The organism is Dryocola sp. LX212 (assembly GCA_041504365.1).
Classification (GTDB): Bacteria; Pseudomonadota; Gammaproteobacteria; order Enterobacterales; family Enterobacteriaceae; genus Dryocola.
Genome location: CP167917.1, coordinates 252,150 through 267,034, shown reverse-complemented (window position 1 = coordinate 267,034; position 14,885 = coordinate 252,150). Strand labels below are relative to the sequence as shown.

Annotated in this window: 15 protein-coding genes; 3 read left to right on the top strand and 12 right to left on the bottom strand. The window is 55.8% G+C overall.

Features of this window, described 5'->3' with window-relative positions:
- Window positions 1-8: 8 nt before the first annotated feature.
- The 6 genes from ugpB to livK form a co-directional block, all read right to left on the bottom strand.
- Window positions 9-1,328: a sn-glycerol-3-phosphate ABC transporter substrate-binding protein UgpB gene (ugpB, locus tag ACA108_01275; GenBank protein ID XEX96207.1), complete on the bottom strand. Its 1,320-nt coding sequence runs from the start codon at window positions 1,326-1,328 to the stop codon at window positions 9-11.
- A 424-nt stretch (window positions 1,329-1,752) separates the two neighbouring features.
- Window positions 1,753-2,466 (bottom strand): high-affinity branched-chain amino acid ABC transporter ATP-binding protein LivF, encoded by a 714-nt coding sequence (livF, locus tag ACA108_01270; GenBank protein ID XEX96206.1) that lies wholly within the window; start codon window positions 2,464-2,466, stop codon window positions 1,753-1,755.
- Window position 2,467: 1 nt separating this feature from the next.
- Window positions 2,468-3,235 carry a high-affinity branched-chain amino acid ABC transporter ATP-binding protein LivG gene (gene livG / locus ACA108_01265; GenBank protein ID XEX96205.1) on the bottom strand — a complete coding sequence of 256 codons (768 nt, stop codon included), beginning with the start codon at window positions 3,233-3,235 and terminating at the stop codon, window positions 2,468-2,470.
- Complete coding sequence (locus ACA108_01260) at window positions 3,232-4,518, bottom strand: high-affinity branched-chain amino acid ABC transporter permease LivM (GenBank protein ID XEX96204.1); 1,287 nt, start codon at window positions 4,516-4,518, stop codon at window positions 3,232-3,234. The genes livG and ACA108_01260 overlap by 4 nt, the downstream gene beginning before the upstream one ends.
- Complete coding sequence (gene livH, locus ACA108_01255) at window positions 4,515-5,441, bottom strand: high-affinity branched-chain amino acid ABC transporter permease LivH (protein XEX96203.1); 927 nt, start codon at window positions 5,439-5,441, stop codon at window positions 4,515-4,517. Before livH ends, ACA108_01260 begins: the two co-directional genes overlap by 4 nt.
- 67 nt (window positions 5,442-5,508) lie before the next feature.
- A complete protein-coding gene (livK, locus tag ACA108_01250) occupies window positions 5,509-6,618 on the bottom strand; it encodes a high-affinity branched-chain amino acid ABC transporter substrate-binding protein LivK (protein ID XEX96202.1) in 1,110 nt (369 codons plus the stop codon).
- Window positions 6,619-7,039: 421 nt separating this feature from the next.
- Here livK and panM point away from each other — a divergent pair, with 421 nt between their 5' ends.
- Window positions 7,040-7,420 carry an aspartate 1-decarboxylase autocleavage activator PanM gene (panM, locus tag ACA108_01245; GenBank protein ID XEX96201.1) on the top strand — a complete coding sequence of 127 codons (381 nt, stop codon included), beginning with the start codon at window positions 7,040-7,042 and terminating at the stop codon, window positions 7,418-7,420.
- A 98-nt stretch (window positions 7,421-7,518) separates the two neighbouring features.
- Here panM and ACA108_01240 read toward each other — a convergent pair whose 3' ends face one another.
- From ACA108_01240 to ftsY, 5 genes are all read right to left on the bottom strand, one after another.
- Window positions 7,519-8,622, bottom strand: coding sequence for a branched-chain amino acid ABC transporter substrate-binding protein (locus ACA108_01240; protein ID XEX96200.1), 1,104 nt, complete (start codon window positions 8,620-8,622; stop codon window positions 7,519-7,521).
- A gap of 222 nt (window positions 8,623-8,844) precedes the next feature.
- A complete protein-coding gene (gene rpoH / locus ACA108_01235) occupies window positions 8,845-9,699 on the bottom strand; it encodes an RNA polymerase sigma factor RpoH (GenBank protein XEX96199.1) in 855 nt (284 codons plus the stop codon).
- A gap of 267 nt (window positions 9,700-9,966) precedes the next feature.
- Complete coding sequence (gene ftsX / locus ACA108_01230) at window positions 9,967-11,022, bottom strand: permease-like cell division protein FtsX (protein ID XEX96198.1); 1,056 nt, start codon at window positions 11,020-11,022, stop codon at window positions 9,967-9,969.
- The gene (gene ftsE, locus ACA108_01225; GenBank protein ID XEX96197.1) at window positions 11,015-11,680 is read right to left on the bottom strand and encodes a cell division ATP-binding protein FtsE; all 666 of its coding nucleotides are present in this window, start codon (window positions 11,678-11,680) and stop codon (window positions 11,015-11,017) included. The genes ftsX and ftsE overlap by 8 nt, the downstream gene beginning before the upstream one ends.
- A 2-nt stretch (window positions 11,681-11,682) precedes the next feature.
- Window positions 11,683-13,329, bottom strand: a complete 1,647-nt coding sequence (gene ftsY / locus ACA108_01220; GenBank protein XEX96196.1) for a signal recognition particle-docking protein FtsY — start codon at window positions 13,327-13,329, stop codon at window positions 11,683-11,685.
- Window positions 13,330-13,523: 194 nt separating this feature from the next.
- Between ftsY and rsmD the strand changes: the two genes are divergently transcribed.
- Together rsmD and ACA108_01210 are read left to right on the top strand one after the other, a co-directional pair.
- Window positions 13,524-14,117: a 16S rRNA (guanine(966)-N(2))-methyltransferase gene (gene rsmD / locus ACA108_01215; protein XEX96195.1), complete on the top strand. Its 594-nt coding sequence runs from the start codon at window positions 13,524-13,526 to the stop codon at window positions 14,115-14,117.
- Entirely contained in the window at window positions 14,111-14,383 is a 273-nt protein-coding gene (locus ACA108_01210; protein XEX96194.1) for a DUF1145 family protein, read from the top strand. Before rsmD ends, ACA108_01210 begins: the two co-directional genes overlap by 7 nt.
- Before the next feature lie 7 nt (window positions 14,384-14,390).
- On the opposite strand, the gene ACA108_01205 is transcribed toward ACA108_01210, so the two are convergent.
- Window positions 14,391-14,756, bottom strand: coding sequence for a DUF2500 domain-containing protein (locus ACA108_01205; GenBank protein ID XEX96193.1), 366 nt, complete (start codon window positions 14,754-14,756; stop codon window positions 14,391-14,393).
- Window positions 14,757-14,885 lie beyond the last annotated feature (129 nt).

The window sequence follows — 14,885 nt, the reverse complement described above, 5'->3', positions numbered from 1 at the left end:
ACTCAGGCTCAGGACTTTGTCGACTGCTCAAAGCGGCGCAGCAGAAGGTTCCCGCGTTCGACGGCTGAGTCCAGGGCCTGCTGAGGGCTCTTCTTGCCGGTCCAGACTGACTCCAGCTCTTCATCCACAATGGTGCGGATCTGCGGCATGTTGCCCAGGCGCAGACCTTTGGTGTACGGCAACGGTGGCTTATTCAGCATCTGACGGGTGGCGATGTCCGCCCCTGGGTTTTTCTCGTAGAAGCCCTGCTCCCGGGTTAGGTCGTAAGCGGCTTTGGTAATCGGCAGGTAGCCGGTTTTCTGATGCCACTCGGCGGCAATTTCCGGCTGGGCAAGGAACTGCATAAACTCGGCCACGCCTTTGTAGGTCGCCTTGTCTTTGCCCTGCATCACCCACAGGCTGGCCCCGCCGATAATGGCGTTCTGCGGCGCGTCCTTCACATCGGCATCGTAAGGCATCATCCCCACTCCGTAGTTGAATTTGGCATACTGCCGAATGTCGGCCAGTGAGCCAGAAGAGGCCGTGGTAATGGCGCAATCGCCGCTGTAGAACTTCTCGGTGGATTCGTCCTTGCGGCCGAAGTAGCTGAAATCACCCTTCTTGTTCAGCGCTTCCAGCAGGGCGATATGCTTTACCTGCTCCGGCTTGTTGAATTCCAGTACCGCGTCGGTGCCGTCAAATCCGTTGTTTTTTGTGGCAACCGGCAGGCCGTGCCACGCGCTGAAGTTTTCAATTTGGATCCAGCCCTGCCAGCCGCTGGCGTAGCCGCACGTCATGCCTGCCGCTTTCAGTTTGGCCGTGTACTCCGCCAGCTCCTGCCAGGTTTTTGGCGGCTGGTCCGGGTTCAGTCCGGCTTTTTTAAAGGCGTCTTTGTTGTAGTACAGCACAGGGGTGGAGCTGTTAAACGGCTGGGAGAGCAGATGCCCGGTTTTCGCGTCGGTGTAATAACCGGAAACCGTCGGCACGAACTGGGATTCGTCGAACTTAATGCCCGCATCGTTAAACACTTCGTAGACAGGTTTGATAGCCTTTGAGGCCATCATGGTCGCCGTGCCCACTTCGTAAACCTGAAGAATGGCCGGAGCGTTACCGGAACGGAACGCCGCAATACCCGCCGCCAGGTTCTGTTCGTAGTTGCCCTTATAGACCGGAACAATCTTGTAATCAGGGTGGGTCTGGTTGAAGCGGCTTGCCAGGGAGTCGACCTCTTTACCCAGCTCACCTTCCATGGAGTGCCAGAACGGGATGGACGTTGCGGCAATAGCGTTGCTGGTCAGCGCACAGCCAAGGGCCATGCAAAGGGCTGTACGTCGTAACGATGCAGTCATGTCTTATCTCTCTTGTTATGAGGCTAAAAGCGCGATAACACGCGTTTTTGTTCGCATCAAAACATGCCATGCGCGAATGACAGAAAAATAACCGGGAGGTGACAGGATCGTGACGGTTGCATGTTGGGAAGATGACGGAGAGCTTACGGCATCCTCCCCGACGGTTTATCGATAGCCGTTTTTTTCAGCTTGGTTATTCAGCCACTTGTCGTAACGGCGCTGCTTTTCCCGCTGAATATCCGTCTGGCTGTCATAGGCGTCCGGGCAAACGCTGTAAAGCCGCCATTGACGCCAGAAACAATAGATATTTCATATCGACCTCCTTATCGTTTTCGTTACGGTTAAGCCATTATCGTAGGGCGGATAAGCGCAGCGTCATCCGCCACAAGTTTCAAAACACTGTGTCTTAGCCGCCCTACTGGAACTAGCCGCCCAGATAGGCGCTGCGCACCGCTTCGTTAGCCAGAAGCGCGTCGCCGGTATCTTCCAGCACGACGTGGCCGTTCTCCAGCACGTAGCCACGGTCCGCCAGCTTCAGCGCCTGGTTGGCGTTCTGCTCCACCAGGAAGATGGTCATGCCTTCGCTGCGTAGCTGTTCGATGGTGTCGAAAATCTGCTGGATGATGATCGGCGCGAGGCCCAGCGACGGCTCGTCGAGCAGCAGCAGGCGCGGCTGGCTCATCAATGCACGGCCAATGGCCAGCATCTGCTGTTCACCGCCGGACATGGTACCGGCACGCTGGATGCGGCGTTCATACAGGCGTGGGAACAGATCGTAGACGCGCTTGATGCGGGTCTGGAACTGGTCACGCTCCGCGAAGAAACCGCCCATCGCCAGATTCTCTTCCACCGTCATGCGTGAGAAGACGCGGCGGCCTTCCGGCACAATCGCAACCGCTTCGCGCATGATGCGCGCGGTTTGCCAGTCGGTAATGTCTTTGCCATCAAACGTAATTTTGCCGCTGGATGCACGCGGGTCGCCGCAAAGCGTACCCAGCAGCGTAGTTTTACCCGCACCGTTCGCGCCAATCAGGGTCACGATCTCACCCTGCTTGATGTGCAGACTGACCTCGTGCAGCGCCTGGATCTTGCCGTAGTGGGCGCTTACGTGGTCAAAGGACAGCATGATATTTTCCATCTTAAGCCTCTCCCAGATAGGCGCGGATCACGTCAGGGTTGTTACGGATTTGCTCCGGTGTGCCGTTGGCAAGCGGAGTTCCCTGGTTTACCACGTAGATCCGGTCGGAAATGCCCATCACCAGCTTCATGTCGTGCTCAATCAGCAGCACGGTGGTGTTGTGGTGATTACGTAGCTCCATGATCAGCTCATCGAGCTCGTGGGTCTCTTTCGGGTTAAGGCCAGCGGCAGGTTCATCCAGCATCAGGATTTCCGGTAGGGTGACCATGCAGCGTGCGATCTCGAGACGACGCTGGTCACCGTACGCCAGGTTGCTCGCCTGGCGGTTTGCCTGCTCGAGCAGGCCGATACGTTCAAGCCAGGTGGCGGCCCGGTCCAGCGCTTCACTTTGCGCGCGGCGGAAGCCAGGGGTTTTCAGCAGTCCGGAAAACACGCCGGTTTTCAGCTGCATATGCTGCGCAACCAGCAGGTTTTCGATCACCGTCATTTCGCGGAACAGGCGCACGTGCTGGAAGGTACGCACCACGCCCATGCGGGCAATCTGCTGACCCGGCAGGCCTTCCAGGTGCTGGTCGCGCAGCATGATGGTGCCGCCGGTCGGCTTATAAAAGCCCGTCAGGCAGTTGAAGACGGTGGTTTTACCGGCGCCGTTCGGGCCGATTAACGAAACAATTTCCCGAGGATGCAGCTCAAGAGCGACATTGTTGACGGCGAGCAGGCCGCCGAAACGCATCATCAGGCCGTTTACGGATAACAGTGGCTGACTCATGCCTGCTCCCCTTTCACTTGTTCTATCTGCGCCTTCTTCAGCTTAAGCTGCGGGCGGGTCATTGGCAGCAGCCCCTGCGGACGCCAGATCATCATCAGCACCATCAGGCCTCCCAGCACCAGCATGCTGTACTCATTCAGATCGCGCATCAGCTCACGGGAGACAACCAGCAGCACCGCAGCCAGAATAACGGCAAACTGCGAGCCCATCCCGCCCAGCACAACGATGGCCAGCACGAAGGCCGACTCGGCGAAGGTGAAGGATTCCGGGCTAACGAAGCCCTGGCGCGCGGCAAACAGCGTACCGGCAAAACCGGCGAATGCGGCGCTGATGGTGAAAGCGGTCAGCTTAATGCGCGTCGGGTTGAGGCCCAGCGAGCGGCAGGCGATTTCATCTTCACGCAGCGCTTCCCATGCACGGCCCAGCGGCATGCGCAGCAGGCGGTTAATCACGAACAGAGAAAGCACCACCAGCAGCAGCGCGACCAGATAAAGGAAGATAATCCTGTCGCCCGGGTTGTAGGCAATATTGAAGAAGTTGCTGAACGTATCCCAGCCCCCTTCCCGCGCGGTGCGGCTGAACTCCAGGCCGAACAGCGTTGGCTTAGGGATCTGGCTGATGCCGTTCGGACCACCGGTGATCTCGGTATTGTTCAGCAGCAGGATACGGACGATTTCGCCGAAGCCGAGCGTCACAATGGCCAGATAGTCACCACGCAGACGCAGTACCGGGAAGCCGAGCAGGAAGCCCGCAGCAGCCGAAACCAGTCCCGCCAGCGGCAGGCAGGTCCAGAAGCCCAGGCCATAATAGTGGTTCAGCAGCGCGAAGGTATAAGCGCCAATGGCGTAAAAGCCGCCGTAGCCCAGCACCAGCAGGCCAGACAGGCCAACCACCACGTTCAGACCCAGACCTAGAATGATGTAGATCATCGTCAGCGTCGCGATATCCACCGTGCCACGTGAAACGACGAACGGCCATGCCACAGCGAGGATCAGCAGAGCAATCAGGAAGATTTTTTGTTTCGGCGTGGAGCCGTCCAGCGCGGGCAGCACAAACTTCGGCCCGGAGACCTTTTTAAGCCCCTTCTGGAACGCCGGGCGCAGCAGTTGGAAGACGAAAACAATTACCGTACCGATCCACACCCACTCCCAGCGCACGGAACCCGCACTGTTGACCACCAGTTTGGTGCCGTCCAGGCTCAGCTGCACGCCCATAAAGACGCCGGCCAGCACGAAGAACATCGCCGCCGACAGGGCAGAAAAAACAATATGCATCGGTTTCATACTTTCTCAACCTCCGGACGACCCAGAATCCCGGTAGGCATCACCAGCAGCACCACAATCAGCAGGGCAAAGGAGACAACGTCTTTGTATTCCGTACTCAGATAGGCGGAGGTCAGCGCTTCGGCCACGCCCAGAATCAGGCCGCCAATCATCGCGCCTGGAATGCTGCCAATGCCGCCAAGTACCGCGGCGGTAAAGGCCTTCATACCAGCCATAAAGCCGATGTACGGGTTGATAACGCCGTAGAACTGGCCGAGCAGCACGCCCGCCACCGCGGCCATCGCAGCACCGATAACGAAGGTTAAAGAGATAACGCGGTCGGTGTTAATCCCGAGCAGGCTCGCCATTTTCAGGTCTTCCGCACAGGCACGACATGCGCGGCCCATGCGTGAATAGCGAATGAACAGCGTCAGCGCCAGCATCGCCAGGAAGGTCACCACCCAGATAACGAGCTGCATGGTGGTAATGGTGGCGGTGAAGTTTTCGCTCGCACCCACCACCCACTGCCCGTTAAACAGGCTTGGCAGGGCGATATCGCGGGAACCTTCGGTGAGGCTGACGTAGTTTTGCAGGAAGATGGACATCCCGATGGCGGAGATCAGGGCAATCAGGCGCTTGGAGTTACGCACCGGCTTGTAGGCCACGCGTTCAATACTCCAGCCGTAGGCGCTGGCGATGATAATCGCCCCGATGAAACCTGCGCCTACCAGCATCCAGCCCACGTCGATACCCAACATCATCAGCGCGGCGATGATCATAAACGAGACGTAGCTGCCGATCATATAGACTTCGCCGTGGGCGAAGTTGATCATGCCAATAATGCCGTACACCATGGTATAGCCGATGGCGATCAGCGCGTAGGTGCTGCCCAGCGTGACGCCGTTAAACATCTGCTGCACGAAATAGAGAAACTGCTCGGACATAACTTAACCTTATTATTCCTTCCGGGCGTTGCGCCCGGAAGGTGGGATGACTGAAGTAGCCTTCGCCTTATTTCGCCACGGAGGACGAACCGTCGGCGTGCCACTGGAAGACACCAAACTCAAATCCTTTCAGATCGCCTTTCTCATCCCAGCTCAGCGGCCCAATCACGGTTTTCGCACCGCTTGCTTTAAGATCTTTTGCTAAATCAGCCGGTTCTGAGCTGCCGGTACGCTCAAGTGCGGTTGCCAGAGACTGCACGGCTGCGTAGGTGATCCACACGTACGGGCCGCTCGGGTCTTTTTTCTCGGCCTTCAGCGCGTCGACGATAGCTTTGTTTGCCGGATCCTGGTCATAACGTTTTGGCATCGTCACTAGCATGCCTTCACCCGCCGGGCCCGCGATATTCGACAGGGATGCGTTACCCACGCCTTCCGGTCCCATAAACTGCGTTTTCAGGCCAACGGCACGCGCCTGGCGCAGGATCTGCCCCATTTCCGGGTAGTAGCCGCCGTAGTAAACGAAGTCGATGTTTTCTTTTTGCAGACGGGCAACCAGCGTGGAGAAGTCTTTGTCGCCTGCGGTGATGCCGTCAAAGAAGACGATGTTCGCGCCGCCTTTTTTCAGCCCGTCCTGCACGGAGCGCGCCAGGCCTTCACCGTACTGTTGCTTATCGTGAATGATGGCGATGCGCTGCGGCTTAACGTGCTGAAGGATGTAGTTAGAGGCGGTTGGTCCCTGGGAAGAATCCAGACCGGCGGTACGCATGATCATCTCGTAGCCGCGGCTTGTCAGCTCCGGGTTGGTCGCGCCAGGCGTAATCATCAGAATGCCTTCGTCTTCATAGATATCAGAAGCGGGCTGCGTTGATGATGAGCAAAGGTGGCCAATGACGTAGCGCACGCCGTCGTTAACGATTTTGTTAGCGACCGCAACGGCTTGTTTTGGATCGCAGGCGTCGTCGTATTCTACCGCGACAAGCTTGTCGCCTTTAATGCCGCCTTTGGCATTGATGTCTTTGATAGCCTGGCGTGCACCGTTGAACTCCATGTCACCCCATTGCGCTACCGGGCCGGACATCGCCCCGACAACGGCGACTTTAATGTCTGCAGCGGTTGCCGCGTGAGACATCGCCAGAGCAACCATGCCTGCGAGTAACGTCTTCGCGTTCATTTTCATCCGTTTCAATCCCCATTCTTTCGTGATTTGGTGGTTTTATGCTGGTCAAAAAACGGCTGCGCTTTTTGTAATCAATTTAAGATTTTTACCAGTGCCTTTAATGGCTTAGCGGCAGAATTTACAATATTTGCGGCTAAAAGCTCTATTTTTCAGGCGATTAAGCAGAGATATTATTCTGTATTTGAGCAGAGTGAAACAAAAAAAAGTGCCATTTTCAGCATAAAATAGCGGTACAAAGAGCGGAATAAAATGCTGGGTTTTAGGGTTTTATACTGACCATATTTCAATCTGACGTTTTTCTAACTGCTTAATGTTTGTCACAGAATGCAATCGGCTGCCAGGGCGCAGAAAAAAGATAAAGCGTCTGGGGTAAATAAATTGGTTACACTCTGTGTTTTCCCGCTTTTTGGTTAGCTCGATTATGAAACTCACCATCATTCGTCTGTTTGAGTGTAGTGCCCAGGATGAGATCGATCTCGCTAAGATCTGGCCTGAATATTCCCGCGCTTCGCTCCAGCTTTCCGATCCCCATCGCATCTATGCAGCGAAGTTTAACGATCGTCTGCTCGGCGCGGTGCGCGCTACGCTGGCAGGGACATCGGGCACGCTGGACTCTTTGCGAGTGCGTGAAATCACGCGTCGGCGCGGTGTGGGACAGTATCTGATTGAAGAAGTGCTGCGCGATAACGCGGAAATCACCAGCTGGTGGATGAACGACGCCGGCGTGGAAGATCGCAGCGTGATGGCGGCGTTTATGCAGGCTTTAGGGTTTCGGGCGCAGACGGGCGGCTGGGAGAAATAGGACAAGAACGTCGGATGACGCAAGCAGCTCAGTTGTAGGAGGGATAAGCGTCAGCGTCATCCCTAAATACCCGCCCTGACGGGCGGGTCCTTCAAACCTTACTTAGCGTCGGTCGCTGTACCGTTGGCATGCCAGGTAAAGATGCCGAACTCAAAGCCCTTCAGGTCACCTTTCTGATCCCAGGACAGTGGACCCATTACGGTATCCACGGAGCTGGCTTTAAGGTACGTAGCAATTTCAGCAGGATCTTCTGACTTATTCAGACCAGCCGCCAGAGACTGCAACGCAGCGTAGGTAGTCCACACGAATGCACCGCTTGGATCCTGTTTCTTCGCTTTAATCGCATCGACGACCGGTTTGTTAGCAGGGACCTGATCGTAGTTCTTCGGCTTAGTCACTAACAGACCTTCGGCGGACTCACCGGCGATGTTAGACAGCGAAACGTTCGCCACGCCTTCCGGCCCCATGAACTGAGTTTTCAAACCCGCCGCGCGAGATTGGCGCAGGATCTGGCCCATCTCAGGGTGGTAACCGCCGTAGTAGACGAAGTCGATGTTCTCTTTCTTCAGGCGCGCGACCAGCGTGGAGAAGTCTTTCTCGCCTGCGGTGATGCCGTCAAAGAACACCACGTTAGCGCCGCCCTTCTTCAGATTGTCCTGAACGGAACGCGCCAGGCCTTCGCCATACTGCTGCTTGTCGTGGATAACCGCGATGTTTTTCGGCTTCACGTGTTCAAGAATGTACTTAGCCGCGGTTGGCCCCTGGTCAGAATCCAGGCCGGTAGTACGCAGCGTCAGCTTGTAGCCACGCGCGGTCAATTCTGGCGCCGTTGCCGCCGGGGTGATCATCAGTATGCCTTCGTCTTCATAAATATCAGACGCAGGCTGTGTGGATGAGGAGCACAGGTGGCCAATAACGTATTTGATGCCGTCGTTAACCACTTTGTTGGCAACCGCTACCGCTTGTTTCGGGTCGCAGGCGTCGTCATATTTGGTGATGACCAGCTTGTCGCCTTTAATGCCGCCTTTGGCATTGATATCCGCAACGGCCTGCTCTGCACCGGTGAATTCCTGGTCGCCGTACTGGGCAACCGGGCCGGACATGGCACCGACTACTGCAACTTTAATATCCTTGGCGAATGCCGCATTGCTCATAGCGAGCGCGATACAACCAGCCAATAAGGCTTTGCCCTTCATTTTCATCCTGAGAATCCCCGTTCTTGTTGTGATTGGTCTTTGTTGTGTTGTTCTGGCACTGTTTTTTTTGATGTGGAGATTACCGCGCAGGCCATCGCCGCACTCCGTGCTAAAAACATACCCGATTTTGGGCTTTTTGGAATAACAATTTTGTCACGTTTGAGAAGGGGATATCGCGAGCATAAAAAAACCGCCCCGGGAGGCGGTTTTTTATCTGACTTGAAAAACTCAGGCTTCGATAGCCATACGCAACTTTTTCATCGCGTTCTTTTCAAGCTGGCGAACACGCTCTGCGGAGACACCGTAACGGTCTGCGAGCTCCTGCAATGTGCTCTTGTTGTCTTCGTCTAACCAGCGTGCGCGGATGATGTCCTGGCTACGCTCGTCCAGGCCCAGCATAGCATCGCTGAGTTTGTCAGCGGCATGGGATTCCCAGTTATCGTCTTCAATACCATCGGCAAAGTTAGACGTTTTGTCCTGTAAGAACAGAACCGGGGCCATTGGCGCGCTTTCGGCATCGTCATCGTTGCCCATATCAAAGGTCATGTCCTGCGCTGCCATGCGCGATTCCATTTCACGCACGTCTTTGCTGGAAACCCCCAGCTCGCTGGCGACCATTTCCACTTCGTCCTGGTTGAACCAGCCCAGACGCTGCTTACTTTTACGCAGGTTAAAGAACAGCTTACGCTGAGCTTTAGTCGTAGCGACCTTCACAATACGCCAGTTACGCAGTACGTATTCGTGAATTTCAGCTTTAATCCAGTGCACGGCAAAGGAGACCAGACGCACACCCACTTCCGGGTTAAAGCGGCGCACGGCTTTCATCAGGCCGATGTTACCTTCCTGGATGAGGTCAGCCTGCGGCAGGCCGTAGCCTGAATAGTTACGAGCGATGTGAACAACAAAGCGCAGGTGAGACAGGATCAGCCTTTTCGCTGCTTCCAGATCGCCCTGGTAATGCAGCTTTTCAGCCAGCTCCTTCTCTTCCTCAGCCGTTAACATCGGCCAGGTATTAGCAGCCCGGATATAGGATTCCAGGTTACCAACAGGGGCTAAAGCTAAAGTATGCATATCTTTGGTCATTCAAACCCTCTCTTAGAGATAACGTACAGGTTGCCACAACGATGTACATGGCAAAGGCACTGACTCCACGTCAGGACGCCAACCGTACCCTTCACACTACTCTCAGACAGTGATCTTATCCACAAGTTCAATGTATGGCTGTGTATAGATTACACACAAAATGTGACAGCACAATGAAACATAGCAGGTGAGCTAGCGAACCGGAGTGGAACTTGCTCCCCTGCTGACGGGTACATTGTAGCAGGGGAGAAGTATATCAAAAATTTATTACTCTGGGGTAAAGCGACGTAAATGTTGTACGGTGGCAAGCCAGGCGGCCAGCCAGCCAATCATGGAGGACACCAGCAACAACAGCAGGCATTCGTCAAAGCCTAAGCCAGAAATATCGAACTTCGTGCCGAATACCTGGGCGACGTCGGTCACCGCAGATGACAGCCTGAGCACGAGAATTTCGGACAAAATCAGCGATAACAGTGCGCCGCTAAAGCCCAGAAGCGCGCCGCCGTAAAGGAACGGGCGCAGGATAAAACCATCCGTTGCGCCGATGAGTTTCTGCACGTTTATTGAATCACGGCGGGCGAAGATGCTCAGGCGAACCGAGTTACCAATCACCAGGAAGACCGCAGCAACCATCAGCAGGCCAATCATCGCGGCAACACGCCCCACCAGGCCGGTCAATGCTGCAAGGCGGGCAAACCAGCTGTCGTCCATGCGCACTTCATCAACGCCGTTAATGCGCGCTACACGGTCGCGGAGGGTGTTCAAATTGTCGGTAGTCTGGAAATCCAGCTTCGGATTGACCACCGCCACGGCTGGCAGCGGGTTTTCTTCCAGCATATCCAGCGCGCCGCCGAAGCCCGACCAGTTGCGGAATTCGCCCAGGGCTTCGTCGCGGGACAGATAATTAACTTTGTCGACACCCTCTTCCGCCTGAATAGCCCCGACGACCTGCGCCGCCGCGTTGTCATCCAGCGCCTTGTCGAGATAAACCGTGATTTGTGGAGAAGGGTAATACTGCGTCGCGGCCTGATTCACATTCTTGTAAACCATGTAGCAGACGCTTGGCAGGGTCAACGAGATGGCGATAACCATCACGGTGAGGAAGGTGGCAAGCGGTTTGCTTTTCAGATCCTGAAGCGCGCCTTCCCAGGCGTAACGGAACTGTTCGTTCACGCCGCCTTTCAGGGAACGGGCTTTAGACTGCGGCCCTTTGCCACGCTTCTTCACCGAGCGACCTAGATCCCCCAGCTTATTGAGCTTATTGATTTTGTCCAGTCTGTTACTGAAGCGTTTGATTTGGTTGAGCGCAGAACGTTTATTCACCGAGGCCTCCATGCAAATGGCCATCGCTTAACGTCAGCATCCGGTAGCTGCGACGAGAGATAAGCCCCATGTCGTGCGTTGCCATCAGGACCGTTACCCCAACGCGGTTAAACTCTTCGAACAGGCGCAGAATGCCTTCCGAAAGGGCGTCGTCAAGGTTACCGGTCGGTTCATCCGCCAGCAGCACGGCAGGTTTATTCACCACCGCACGGGCGATGCCCACGCGCTGCTGTTCACCGCCGGACAGCTGAATCGGGAAGTTTTTCGCTTTATCCAGCAGGCCGACCTTATCGAGCGCTGCGCTGACGCGGCGGCGAATATCTTCCCCGCTGGCACCGGCGATAATCAGCGGGATAGCCACGTTGTCGTAAACGGTTCTGTCCATCAGCAGGTGGTGGTCCTGGAAAATCATGCCGATTTGGCGCCGCAGGAACGGCACCTCACGGCTCTTCAGACGGCTGATATCATGACCACTGAAGGAGATCTTCCCGGCGCTTGGCCGTTCAATGCCGCAGATAAGCTTGAGCAGGGTACTTTTCCCCGCGCCGGAGTGGCCGGTCAGAAATGCCATCTCGCCCGGCTGCATGTGGAAGGTGACTCCCTGCAACGCCTGGCGTCCACCGAGATAGGCTTTACTGACGTGTTCAAAGCGAATCATTGTTAATCCTCTCGGGCAAAAAGTGCCTCAATAAAATCGTCCGCCTTAAACGGACGTAAATCCTCAATTCGTTCGCCAACGCCGATATAGCGAATCGGAATGCCAAACTGGTCAGCAACGGAGAAAATCACGCCGCCTTTGGCTGTGCCATCCAGTTTTGTCAGGGTGATCCCCGTCAGCCCTACGGCTTCGTGGAACAGCTTCGCCTGGCTTATTGCGTTCTGACCCGTGCTGGCATCGAGGGTGAGCATAACCTCATGCGGGGCGTCTTCGTCCAGCTTTTTCATTACCCGGACAATTTTCTTTAGCTCTTCCATCAGGTGCGCTTTGTTCTGCAGGCGCCCGGCGGTATCCGCCAGCAACACATCAACGCCACGGGCCTTAGCGGCCTGAATGGCATCGAAAATTACCGATGCGGAATCCGCGCCGGTATGCTGAGCGACAACAGGAATATTGTTGCGCTGGCCCCAGACCTGGAGCTGTTCAACGGCCGCCGCACGGAAGGTATCACCCGCCGCCAGCATGACCGATTTGCCTTCCTGCTGGAACTGGCGCGCCAGTTTACCGATGGTGGTTGTTTTACCTACACCGTTAACACCAACCATCAGAATGACGAAGGGGGTTTTGCCTTCAACGTTGAGCGGCTCGTCGACCTTCGCCAGGATCTCGCTCATTTCGTCTTTCAGCAGGCCATACAGCGCTTCCGCATCGCGCAGTTCTTTGCGGCTCGCGCCTTCAGTCAGATTGGTGATGATTTTGCGCGTGGTTTCCACGCCCACGTCCGCAATCAGCAGCTGCTCTTCCAGCTCTTCAAACAGATCGTCGTCGATTTTCTTGCCGCGGAACAGGCTGATAAATCCAGAACCGAGATTTTGCTTCGTTTTTAGCAGGCTGCGCTTAAGGCGGGCAAAGAAACCTTCTTTAGTTGGCCTCTCCTGTTCCTGCTGGGCGTCGTCCTGCGCGTTTTCTTCCGCCTCTTCTTCTGGCTCGATAACTTCGGCAGGCGCCTCTTCTACAGGGGCATAGTCGACGTGCGCAGCAATTACTTCTTCGACTTCAGCAACGGTTTCGTCGGCGGCCTGTTCCTGCTCAGCCAGCCACTCTTCTGGCTCAGGCTCGCTTGCAGCAGTCTCTTCGGCGATCTCTTCTGGCAGCGGCAGCTCTTCATGCTCAATGGCCGCCTGCGGCTGAACGGCTGGCTCTGGCTCAATGATTTCAGGCTGTGGCTCAGGCACGACTACCTGCTCTGCTACTGGCTCAGCTTCAGCTTCAGCTTCTGCTTCTGCTTCTGCTTCTGCTTCTGCTTCTGCTTCTGCTTCTGCTTCTGCTTCTGCTTCGCGTACGGCCTGCGGCTCGGGGGCGTCTTCAACCAGCTTTTCGCTAACTTCCACGACGTCCTGGGCAAAGGCTTCTGTTTCCTGCGGGGAATGCGCGGCTAGCTGTTCAGGCTTTTCCTCGGCAACAGGCTGCTCTGCCTCTTCGATTTGTTCAGCGATTTGCTCTGCGTTCTGCTCAGCAATCTCTTTGGCAACCGGCTGTTCCTGTTCTGATTTTTGTTCTGATTTTTGTTCTGGTTCCTGTTCCGGCTCCTGCTCTTTCTGACCAAAGCCCAACCAGGAAAAAAAGCCACGTTTTTTGTCTTTCGCCATTTGCGAATGTACTCCTCGCTGTTGATTCATGGCACAGACCCGATCGCACAGGCTCCGGGCACTGAAAATAATCGTCGATTGAATATGTTAGTCTATCACTTTCCAGGCGCTTACGGCACTCTGGCGGATTAAGGTTTCCCCGCATCCGCAGCGCCGTTAGAATAGCTGACAAAAATCGCATCCCAGTGAGTCTCATGAAGAAACCCCAATCCTCCGGCACCGGCCAAATCCGCATCATCGGCGGGCAGTGGCGCGGCCGTAAACTTCCGGTTCCGGACAGCCCGGGGCTGCGCCCGACCACCGACCGGGTGCGCGAAACCCTGTTTAACTGGCTGGCTCCGTCGATGGTCGATGCCAGCGTGCTGGACTGCTTCGCAGGCAGCGGCGCGCTGGGGCTGGAAGCGCTGTCACGCTATGCGGCAAGCGCTACGCTGCTGGAGATGGACCGCAGCGTTTCGGCACAATTACAGAAAAATCTGGTGACGCTCAAGGCGGCTAACGGCACGGTGGCGAATACCAACACCCTGAATTATCTGGCGCAGCCTGGCACCCCGCACAGCATCGTGTTTGTCGATCCGCCGTTCCGTAAGGGGCTTCTGGAAGAGACGTTAACGCTGCTGGAAACCAACGGCTGGCTGACGGAAGACGCCCTGATTTATGTGGAAAGTGAAGTGGAGAACGGTATGCCGCCGGTTCCTGCGAGCTGGACATTACACCGTGAGAAAGTGGCCGGCCAGGTCGCCTATCGCCTCTACCTTCGCGAAGTCAAAGGAGAAACACCGTGCTGATTAACATAGGCAGACTTTTGATGCTGTTCGTGTGGGCATTTTTGCTGCTGAATATCGTCCACCCGTTCCCGCGCCCGCTGAACATTTTTGTCAACGTGGCGCTGATTTTCACCGTGCTGATGCACGGCATGCAGCTGGCTCTGCTGAAGTCGACCCAGCCCAAAGACGCGCCGCCGCTGAGCCGCCTGCAGCAGTTTAAGATTTTCGTCTTCGGCGTGTTTGAACTGCTGGCCTGGCAGAAGAAGCTGCGTCAGGGCAGTAAGTAAGCGCGCATTACTGAGTGGTATCAGGGACGAAGCCAATAAAGCGCGTCCCTTTGTATTGCAAAGTCCCCTTATCCCCCACACTCATTTCATGATACTGCGCGGCCTGCACGCGCATTTTCAGCTCCATGCCACCCGCCTGCGGACGGAACCACACTTCATACCGCATTGCCTCCCCGGCAGGCGTCACATCGCGCTGGCGCGAGCGTCGGTCGTTGGCAGGCTTTTCACGTTTTGTAGAGACAACTACGCTTTTCTGGCTCAGCGGCGCGGCGTCATTTTCGGCGTTCTGACGGCGCTGGTGCATAAAGCGAAAAGAGGCGACAACCACGATTAACACGATGATTGCTATAAAGATAACGGGCGGCTTGCTCATGGTTTTTTCTCATATTGTCGGTCACTTTTAAGAATACAGCGCACGTCCGGGCGTTGTCATCACCCGGCGTTGCCCACTAGACTGAAGGGATGAACACGGGCGACCGTGCCGTACGCCAACAATTACAAA